General features: G+C 47.0%; 9 protein-coding genes. 4 read left to right on the top strand and 5 right to left on the bottom strand.

The genetic code is table 11. From position 1 onward, the window contains the following. Window positions 1-279: transposase (locus BO48_RS14875; RefSeq protein ID WP_496368619.1), on the top strand; the 279-nt coding region annotated here is incomplete at its 5' end. 93 nt (window positions 280-372) lie between these two features. On the opposite strand, the gene BO48_RS14870 is transcribed toward BO48_RS14875, so the two are convergent. The 3 genes from BO48_RS14870 to BO48_RS14860 form a co-directional block, all read right to left on the bottom strand. Continuing rightward, on the bottom strand, window positions 373-2130 hold the full coding sequence (locus tag BO48_RS14870) for a GMC family oxidoreductase (protein WP_496368617.1): 1758 nt from the start codon (window positions 2128-2130) through the stop codon (window positions 373-375). Next, window positions 2131-2922 (bottom strand): gluconate 2-dehydrogenase subunit 3 family protein, encoded by a 792-nt coding sequence (locus tag BO48_RS14865; RefSeq protein WP_496368615.1) that lies wholly within the window; start codon window positions 2920-2922, stop codon window positions 2131-2133. 120 nt (window positions 2923-3042) lie between these two features. Beyond that, the gene (locus BO48_RS14860; RefSeq protein WP_496368613.1) at window positions 3043-3408 is read right to left on the bottom strand and encodes an MmcQ/YjbR family DNA-binding protein; all 366 of its coding nucleotides are present in this window, start codon (window positions 3406-3408) and stop codon (window positions 3043-3045) included. Between the two features lie 147 nt (window positions 3409-3555). Here BO48_RS14860 and BO48_RS14855 point away from each other — a divergent pair, with 147 nt between their 5' ends. Then, entirely contained in the window at window positions 3556-5067 is a 1512-nt protein-coding gene (locus tag BO48_RS14855) for an FAD-dependent monooxygenase (RefSeq protein WP_496368611.1), read from the top strand. Between the two features lie 109 nt (window positions 5068-5176). Here BO48_RS14855 and BO48_RS14850 read toward each other — a convergent pair whose 3' ends face one another. Continuing rightward, window positions 5177-5674, bottom strand: coding sequence for a DUF1189 family protein (locus tag BO48_RS14850; RefSeq protein WP_496368609.1), 498 nt, complete (start codon window positions 5672-5674; stop codon window positions 5177-5179). A 54-nt stretch (window positions 5675-5728) separates the two neighbouring features. Further along, complete coding sequence (locus tag BO48_RS14845) at window positions 5729-6721, bottom strand: NAD(P)/FAD-dependent oxidoreductase (RefSeq protein WP_496368607.1); 993 nt, start codon at window positions 6719-6721, stop codon at window positions 5729-5731. A gap of 300 nt (window positions 6722-7021) precedes the next feature. On the opposite strand from BO48_RS14845, the gene ade reads away from it, so the two are divergent. Beyond that, complete coding sequence (ade, locus tag BO48_RS14840; RefSeq protein ID WP_496368605.1) at window positions 7022-8842, top strand: adenine deaminase; 1821 nt, start codon at window positions 7022-7024, stop codon at window positions 8840-8842. 112 nt (window positions 8843-8954) lie between these two features. Beyond that, window positions 8955-9569, top strand: coding sequence for a GNAT family N-acetyltransferase (locus BO48_RS14835; protein WP_496368603.1), 615 nt, complete (start codon window positions 8955-8957; stop codon window positions 9567-9569). Window positions 9570-9612 lie beyond the last annotated feature (43 nt).

Below are 9612 nucleotides of genomic sequence, written 5' to 3'. Positions count from 1 at the left end.
AATCACTTGATTCACACATCATCGGAACACCCACTGTCCTCGGGGATGCGCAGGGTGTTGCGTACGTTTAAAAAGTACAGTCCGTATATCCAGAACACACTGGCCTATCCAACACTCACAAATGGCCCGCTGGAAGGCATCAATAACAGTATCAAAACATTAAAACGCGTGGCTTTTGGCTATCGTAACTTTGCGCATTTCAGAGATCGTATATTATTAATGACCCGGTTATACCGACCACAAATAAAAAAAGAGTCTAGCTCGCATAAAGCGAGCTAGACTCAAGGATCTCAATGCCCATCAACCTGATTTGACGTAGAGCCCTTTTAACCCCGGGTATTTATATGATTAAGCTATCTCAGGTAAAAATGATTAAACTCTTCTGCTTCTGCTGTTCGCCTGTACAAGCTGTCCCTGTTCTTCATCCATATACATCTGGATGCCTTCTGCAGCGCGGTAGGCGAGTGCGCCGATTGTCGGTGTCGGGTGGTGTCCGCCGTGTTGCGGGAATGCTGAACCGCCGACAACGAACAGGTTATCGACATCCCACATCTGCAAATAGCTGTTCACTACAGAAGTTTCAGGATCGTCTCCCATGACCACACCGCCTGTATAGTGGCCGCCGGTGTAGCTGTGGTTGAATTCATCCGGTACTGAGCCCGGTTCAACAATGTCGGCGCCCATTTCTTCCATGATTTCAGTACATCTTTCAATGCCGAAATCTGCGATATTCCTTTCGTTGTCACCAAATTTATATGTGACACGAAGTAAAGGGTCGCCGTACTGGTCGCTGTAATTCGGATCCAGGTCAACATAGTTGTGAGAGTAGGACATTGCGTTAGCAGTGTACCAGATTGTCAGTGTGCGGTACGCGTAATGTAACGACTTGTCTTTATACTCTTTACCCCAGCCCGGCGTCCCTTCAGGGACGTTATTACTGCTGGAGATCGCAGCGAAACCGTATTGTCTGAGTTCGATGGCACCGCCGCCGATGAAGTCCAGATCACTATGGTCGAAGTTGTCCGCTGCGTAGTCGCTCAATGTTGCACCGAGAGCGCCCGCCCCCATATAAAGGTTGAATTTCTCATTTTCAAAAAATCCTGTTGCACCATGGAAAGCATGGTTATACTGGCCGTTGAAATTACGTCCGAGTGTACCTTCTTCAGTTTCCGGATCGTACTGTTCACCGATATCCGAAAGCATCAGAAGACGGTTGTTTGAGAATGCGAATGCAGCGAGGACAACAACGTCCGCCGGCTGTTCAAATTCTTCACCGCTGTTTTCATCCACATACAATACGCCTGTCGCACGGTTTTCATCTTCATCATATAACACACGGCGGGCGTTTGAACGATGTCTAAGCTCAAAGTTGTCATGACGGTTTGCCGTTTTGACGACCGTTGCAATCGGATCTGATTTTGCATCAAAGTCACAACCGTGACGCGTACAGTATGAGCAGTACATACATGCATTCAACTGTTCCCCGTCCGGGTTCTCGTAGTTTTCAGTCATGTTGCCTGCAGCAAGCTGATACGGATGCAGTCCTAAGTTGGATGCCGCATCTTTAAATAATTTTAACGAAGGTGTTTCCTTCATCGGCGGGTTCGGCCACGGTTTGTTACGTTCAGGCGCAAGCGGATCCTGTTCGCCGCCGATACCGCATGTATCTTCCCACATTTCGTAATAGGGCTCCATCTCTTCGTATGTAATGCCCCAGTCCTGCAGGTTCATCTCATCCGGAATTTTTTCCTCACCGTAGCGCTCAATCGTCTGGCTGCGCATTTCAAATTCATATGGCCAGTAACGGTATGTGGCGCCTGCCCAGTGGACACTGGCTCCGCCTGTATCGATACCGATCTGCATCGTCTGCGGTGATCTGATCGGCAGTGCTGTCTCATCGATTTCATTCCGGGATGTAACTGTGTCGCCTTTCAAGTTCTGCATAATGTCATAACGGTTGTCGAATCTCAGCTCATCTTTGACACCGATATAGTCACTGCGGACTTTTTCTTCCCCTTTTTCCAGGGCGACGACATTTTTACCCGCTTTTGCGAGCTCTGCACTGACGATACCGCCGGCCCAGCCGGTCCCGACAACAACAACGTCAACTTTGTCCAGTTCTTCAGCCATTTACATTCCCCCTCCTTGATAAGTACGTAGTCCTTCAGGCTCTATGACCTGGAAGTCTTCTGATTCAATGTCATTACCCCAGCCCATGCGCGGTCCCGGAAACTCTATCATCTTCCAGCCGGCATAGTCGCGGTTTCCGCCGTAAACAGGGTCGGCGTATACGCCTTGAATCGTCATACTTCTTAACAGTGCGAAGAAATCTTCTGAACGTACGCCTGTAATATCTACATCACCGGATTCGAAACTTTCCAGAATGTTAATCTGCTGGTCTTCATCCAGATTTGCGAAATCATCATCATGTTCTTCCCGGCTCAGCTCCAGCATGCGGCGCACACCGAAAAGCAATGTTTCTGCACGGGTCATCTTTGACTGGATGCCGTGGGTTTCTGCACCTTCATAGTCAAACGGCCCCATCATGTATTCCCTTGAATTTCGGCCCCAGAAGTGATTACACTGTCTGTCGATGAAATAAGGTACGCCAAGCTCGATGGCGCCAGGCCCGTTATCATCTTCAGGGTATATTTTTTCAGTCGCAGCAGAAAGCGTTTCAAAATCTTCACCTCTGCTGAAGTAAGTACGCGCATCATCAAGGGCGTCGCCATCTGATGATGATCCTTCTGTATCGGTCTCGGGTTCTTCGGTCTGTGTGCCTTCTTCTGATTGATACAGACTGCCGACGACCCCTCCGAACATTGCCCCGCCGACAATACCGCCTGCAGCAACACCGGAAGTCTTAAGAAAATCACGTCTTGAAAACACCTTTTCTTTGCCTTCGTTATCGTGTTCAGCCATTATAATCCCCTCCCGTAATCATTTGGTGAAAAATTAAAATGCAAATTCACTATAATTGAAGTTTATAGTGAATTCATAAAATTGTCAAAATTGACCCTTGATATAAATGACATTCTGTTTTTATTCTGTCAGTTCATAACTTTCAGCAATGAGGTCCTGAATTTCTCCTGGCTTTCCAACTTCCTCCAGATTGATTGTCACCCAATTGTTCTTATCCATATGGTATGCCTTGTAAATGCCGGTCTTCTCACGTAAAGGTCCGGCAAATTCTTTTCTCACTTTTACGTTCAAAACATCGATTTTCTCATCGCTGTCCAGCCCCAATTTATCCGCGGTGATATCCATGACGAGACCGAACCATTTTTCATTGTTCTCATGTCTTAACACTGCATAAGTCGTGTTTTCCTTCCATGGATAGTCCGGCTTGACGTTATATCTTTCATTCACAAAATCAAAAATTTCTTCGCGTTGTATCAATGTAATCACCTGCTTTCCACTGTATAGTGGACTGTTCCCTGAACACGGGAATATATGCCGGAATTGAGATTGATATTGTAAAGATTTTTATAAATTAACATTGTATCTATAGGGTATAGTGAAATAACTGGGAGTTTTGCAGTGGAGGTGTATGTTATGGACAAGGAAGTATTGATTGTGGGTGCAGGGCCGAGCGGGCTGGCACTCGCCATATCATTGAGCAGACAGAACATCCCGTTCACCATCATCGACAAAGACAGCGGGCCGGGCACGACGTCACGGGCGATGGCAGTCCAGGCAAGGGTACTGGAGCTTTACGAACAGCTCGGTATAGCTGATAAGATTGTGGTCAACGGCATCATCGTCAACAAAATCAATTTCTTTAAAAATAAAAACCATCTGGCCCGTATTCCAGTCGGCCAGCTGGGGCAGGAGATGAGTGCATTTCCGTATGTTTTGATACTGCCCCAGGATGCACATGAGAACATTCTCGTAAATGAACTTGAATCATCCGGCCATGATGTCCGGTGGAACCATGAATTGAAGCGTTTCCGGGATGACGGCGATTCAGTGGAAGCGGTCATAGAATCGGAAAACGGAACTGAAACGAAAACATTTTCATATATATGCGGCTGCGACGGTGCGTCTAGTACTGTCAGAAAAGCGCTCGATATCGATTTTTCCGGCGGCACATACAAACAGACTTTCTTTGTCGCGGACGTCGAGAGTGACACGGTGCTGGAAGGGCCGACCATCGGCTTCCGTGATGAATATTTCTGCATCGGTTTCCCAATCAGAACGATGGATCAGGTACGGCTCATCGGACTGATACCTGATGAATTCAAAAAGGACGGGGTGCCACCGGCGGATTTTTCCGAAATGATTCCTTATGCAGAGAGCATTCTGCCGGTTGAACTGAGGAAAGTGAATTGGTATTCCTCCTACCGTTCCCATCACCGGGTCGCAGAGAAATTCAGATCCGGCCGTGTGTTTATCGTCGGTGACGCCGGACATATTCACAGTCCTGCCGGCGGGCAGGGGATGAACACCGGCATCGGTGATGCGGTAAATCTGGCATGGAAACTGAGTGCGGTATTAAAAGGAAAGGCATCAGCGTCCATACTGGAGACCTATGAATCCGAAAGAATCCAATTTGCACACACGCTTGTCAATACAACGGACCGGCTGTTCAAGTTTATGGTGGATAAGCAGCGACTGAGGAATTTTGTGGTGCCGGTCTTTATTCCCCGACTTCTGAAATTCAAATATATGAGGGAGCGGCTGTTCGAAACGGTTTCCCAGATTCAGGTCAGCTATCATGACAGTAATCTGAGCGGAGGAGAATCCGGTGATATTAAAGGCGGTGACAGGCTGCCGTGGATCCGGCGCGGTGAAGTGAACAACTTCCGGCCGCTCAAGTCTCTCGACTGGCAGATTCATGCTTACGGCGAAGTGAACAGTGATGTTGAAGCACTGGTAAACGATACGGGGCTCGAGCTTTTCCACCTGCCGTGGGATAAATCCCTGAAAGATAAAGGGATGAAGGAGAATTCTGTCTATCTCGTCCGTCCCGACGGGCATATATCTGCTGCGGCGAACATTGAGAATTTGAGCAGTATCAGAAGTATGGTTGATGAATATCAAATTCAAAGTCTGTCCGGGGAGTAGGGGCGGATGGCAATGAAAAAGAAATCTATTATGGACAAAGCGATCCGTGGATCACAAAAAAACCGGACGGTATCAGCATGAGCAGCTGAACCATCCGGTTTCAAGCGTCTTAAGACGTTTTATTTATCTGCTTTTTCTTTCTGGCTTTCGGGTAAACTAAAATCATTCTGAAAAATATGAGTACAAATACGATCACGAGCAGTCCGTTGATCAATGTAGATGTAATATTGAACACATCCAAAATTGTAAAGATGATGATTGGATATGTTAAAGCATAGACGGTCATTCTCCATAACAGAGGGTAAACCAGTTTTCTCTCCGTCACCCATCTGAAGAACAGGCCAAGCGAAGCGAGCAGTGATATGCCGAGAATCCCGAAAAGTATGACGAGGGATGGATATAAAATTAAAATGATCAAATATTCCTGACTGAAACCGCCGCTGTCCACCGAATCGGCAACAAGCTGGATGCCGTTCGGCAGCAGAACGAGCAGCAGCAGAAAAAAGATATAACTGAAAAATTGTTTTGTTTTTACACGGTTCAATTGAAAGACAGCCCGCTTGGCCGGTGCCATCAGACTCAGTTTTAATACATGAAGAATGCCCATGTAGTGACGCCTCCGTTATTGTATCTGGTTAAACATACATCAATTATTTTTAAGTTAGAACATATCCGTACTGTGTTTCGGCTGAAGACGGGCATCCGGATCCATATACGCCTTCATATTGCTGATGGCCGTCGGCACTTCACCGAATCCGGTTGCGATCAGTTTGACCTTGCCGTCAAAGGATGTGACGTCGCCGGCAGCGTAGATGCCCGGAATGTTCGTTTCCATACGGGAATTGACGAGAATAGAATTTCTATCCACATCGATGCCCCAATTTTTAATGGGACCGAGGGACGAGATAAAACCGTAGTTGATGATGACGCTGTCCACATCAATAACCTTTTGCTCGGTGCCTTTCACTTCCTGCAGGACGGCCTGTTTGATCCTGTCACCGTCGCCGATGAGCTCAGCCACTTCAAATGAAGAGTGGATATCAACCGCCGATTCGCGCAATTCTGACACACTGTGCTCATGCGCCCTGAATTTATCTCTGCGATGTGTGAGCGTCACGTTCGCATCATCTGCAAGCGTCAGTGCCCAGTCCACAGCAGAGTCTCCGCCGCCGCATATAAGCACGTTTTTATTTTTGAAAGATTTTATATCATCGACAAAATAGTGGAGGTTTTTGCCTTCATATTGTTCAGCCTCTTCAATTTTAAGTTTTCTCGGCTGGAAAGCGCCGACGCCGGCGGTGATGAGAACCGTCCGTGAACGGTGGAGTTCATCATCAGTTTCGATTCTGAATGTCTCATCTTCCAATTTTTCAATGTTTTTGACAGATTGCTCCAGTACGATGGTCTGTTCAAACATCTGCATTTGTGAAATCAGGTTATCGACAAGGTCCTGTGCACGGACTTTTGGAAAACCTGCGACGTCATATATATACTTTTCAGGATAGAGCGCAGACAGCTGTCCGCCGAGCTGGGGCATACTTTCGATGATTTTCATTTTTGCCTGGCGCATTCCTCCGTAGAAAGCGGCGAAAAGCCCCGCCGGACCGCCGCCGATAATCGTTATATCATAAAGTTCCGTTGAATGATCATTCATGTTTAAACGCCTCCAATGAGTAGTTGATGCACTTTTTAGGTGTATGTATTTTGGACTCCGATCCAAAAAAAAAAAAAAACGCTGGCTTCCGAAATTTGAAAGCTGTTATAAATAAACACCTTAATCCCATACTAGATTATACCAGATGGTCGTTGCATCCTTAACGTTTGAAGCACATTTAAATATTTTACATCTTTAAATTGTTTTACGCCAGCAGGGTGTTATTTTTATCACCTGCAGCCAATGATGTTAAGATAATTAAAAAGAATGACTATTCAAACGACAAGGAGCAGATAAATCATGAAGAATGAACAGCAATTTCCCCGTCCGCCCCAGGCCGAGTCCATCAGAGCACTGGCTGCAACTGCGCGTGGAGATGATGATGCAACGCTGGTAATAAAGAACGCGAAGCTGATCAATGTCGTCTCCAATGAAATTTTACCGGATACTGATATCGCAGTTAAAGATTCACGCATCGCCTATGTAGGTGAGGACGCCTCGCATACGATCGGTGAAGGGACGAAAGTGATCGATGCCGAAAACCGCTACGTTTCGCCTGGGTTTTTAGACGGCCACTGCCATATCGAAAGTGCACAGTTGACGCCTGCCCAGTTTGCAAGGGCGGTGATGCCGAAAGGTACGACGGGCGGATTTTTTGATGCCCATGAAATCACGAATGTACTCGGTCTGGACGGCCTTGAATATATGCTGGAAGAAGCGCGTCTGACTCCGATGGCCGCCTATATGCAGGTACCATCCTCCGTGCCGTCGACGGGAGACGAGTTTGAAACGAACGGTGCTGAAATCGGACCGGATGAAGTTGCCGAAGCCTTTTCCTGGGGCGATGATGTGAACGCACTGGGCGAAGTGATGAACTTCCCGGGTGTCGTTTACGGCGATGATAAAATGATGTCGATTTTAGAGACGACGCTCAACCATGGTAAAGTCGCAGATGGTCATTACACGTGGTCTTCAGAAGAAGGGAAAAGACTGTCGGCGTATGCCGCGGCCGGCATAAGCGGCGACCATGAAATTACGACAGCCCACGATGTTGCGGCACGTCTCCGTCTCGGCATGTATGCCAAACTGCGGAGGGGTTCAGCATGGCTGGATGTGGAAGAGCCGGTCAAGGCATTTACAGAACAGGGCCTGGATACGAGACGTATGATGCTCGTTACGGACGACCGCAGTCCTGAGTCCCTGATTGATGAGGGGCATATGGATTTCGTCATCCGTCACGCCATCGAACAGGGCGTGCCGCCGGTTATTGCAATCCAGATGGCAACGATCAATACCGCCGAACGATTTGGGTTGAGCAGTGATGTCGGAGTAACCGCTCCCGGAAGGCTTGCGGACATTGTGATTCTTGAAGGCACACTTGCGAAAGTGGATGTGAAAACGACGATCGCTGCCGGCAAAGTGGTTGCAGAAGACGGTAAAATGATTGTGGATGTTCCGGAGTATCCGTTATCGGAAAAAGCGGTCAACTCTGTTCATATTAACAAAAAGTTCACTGCCGACGATTTTAAAACACCAGTACCGGAAGGGAAAAGTCAGCATACTGTCCGTGCAATCCAGCTGATTGAAAATCAGGTCGGAACAAAAGAGGTGCATGTCCCGATGGACAGCAACAATGGTGAACTAGCGCTCAGAGACGATCTCTGTTATATGACAGTGATTGAAAGGCACGGGAAAAATGGCAATCAGGGCTTCGGCATTTTAAAAGGCGTCGGCTTTGAAGAACCGGCGGCCATCGCATCTACCGTCGCACATGACAGTCATAATCTGATGATCATAGGCAACGACCGCGAGAAGATGGCGGAAGCGGCCAACCAGGTAGTGGAAATGCAGGGCGGTGTAGTGGTCGTGAGCAGGTCGGGCAAAACCGAAATGCCACTCCGCGTTGCGGGTCTCATGTCCGATGCGCCGTATGAAGAAGTGGCAGAGCAGTCGCGCAATATATCGAAAGCACTGCAGCAGGCGGGATGTCACTTGAACTATGCATTTATGACATTGTCGCTTCTGGCTCTTGTCGTGATTCCTGAAATCCGCCTGTCCGATAAAGGCCTTGTCAGAATTACAGACAGCGGATTTGAAATCGCACCGTTATTTGTGGAATAGAACAGAACGCCCTCTATCCGGCTGTGATGTGCACTTCAAAACGGGAATCTTTTTAATTTTTAAATTTTACAATGAAAATATATCTATTCATAAAAAGGAGCTATGCATTGTTATGAAAAAAGAGGGGTGTAAATTCAAAATAGTCAAAGCGGATGAGACAGATCTTGATGTAAGAGCGCAGATGGGCAACATCTTTGCGGATGGTTTCACACAGTGGCTCGGTTATTTTTCAAAAGATAAAAATGTTATTGCAAAGGCATTTTCCCATATGTTCGTTCTGGAGCAGTTTTATGTCGCTGTCACTGATGATGAAGTGGCCGGTGTGGCGGCATGTACAGATGGGGAAAATCATTCAGTGAAATTGAATGCAAAAGAGTTGAGGAAGCATCTGGGTTTATTTAAAGGAAGTATGGCAGGAATATTCCTGAAAAAGGAGTTTGAAGCGCCGTATGTAGATTTCCCTCCGAACACGGGATCGATTGAATTCATCGGTACAGCTTCAAAATTCCGCGGACAAGGTGCTGCATCACAGCTTATCGGATATATCATCGAGAATACACCTTATGAAGACTATGTCATTGATGAAGTTGCGGACACGAACATACCGGCAATGAAGCTGTATGAAAAAATGGGTTTTGAAGAGTACAGAAGAAAGCCCATGTCCGAAAAGGCAGCCGAGAAAAGCGGCATCAATAATATCGTATCTTTAAAGTATGTGAAAAAATAAGAAAAATTTTAATCAGATGAATATAAACAGCCCCTGACCATCA

Source organism: Lacicoccus kunmingensis DSM 17847 (assembly GCF_059568765.1).
The sequence above is the reverse complement of the archived record's forward strand: the minus strand, read 5'-3'. Positions and strand labels throughout refer to the sequence as shown.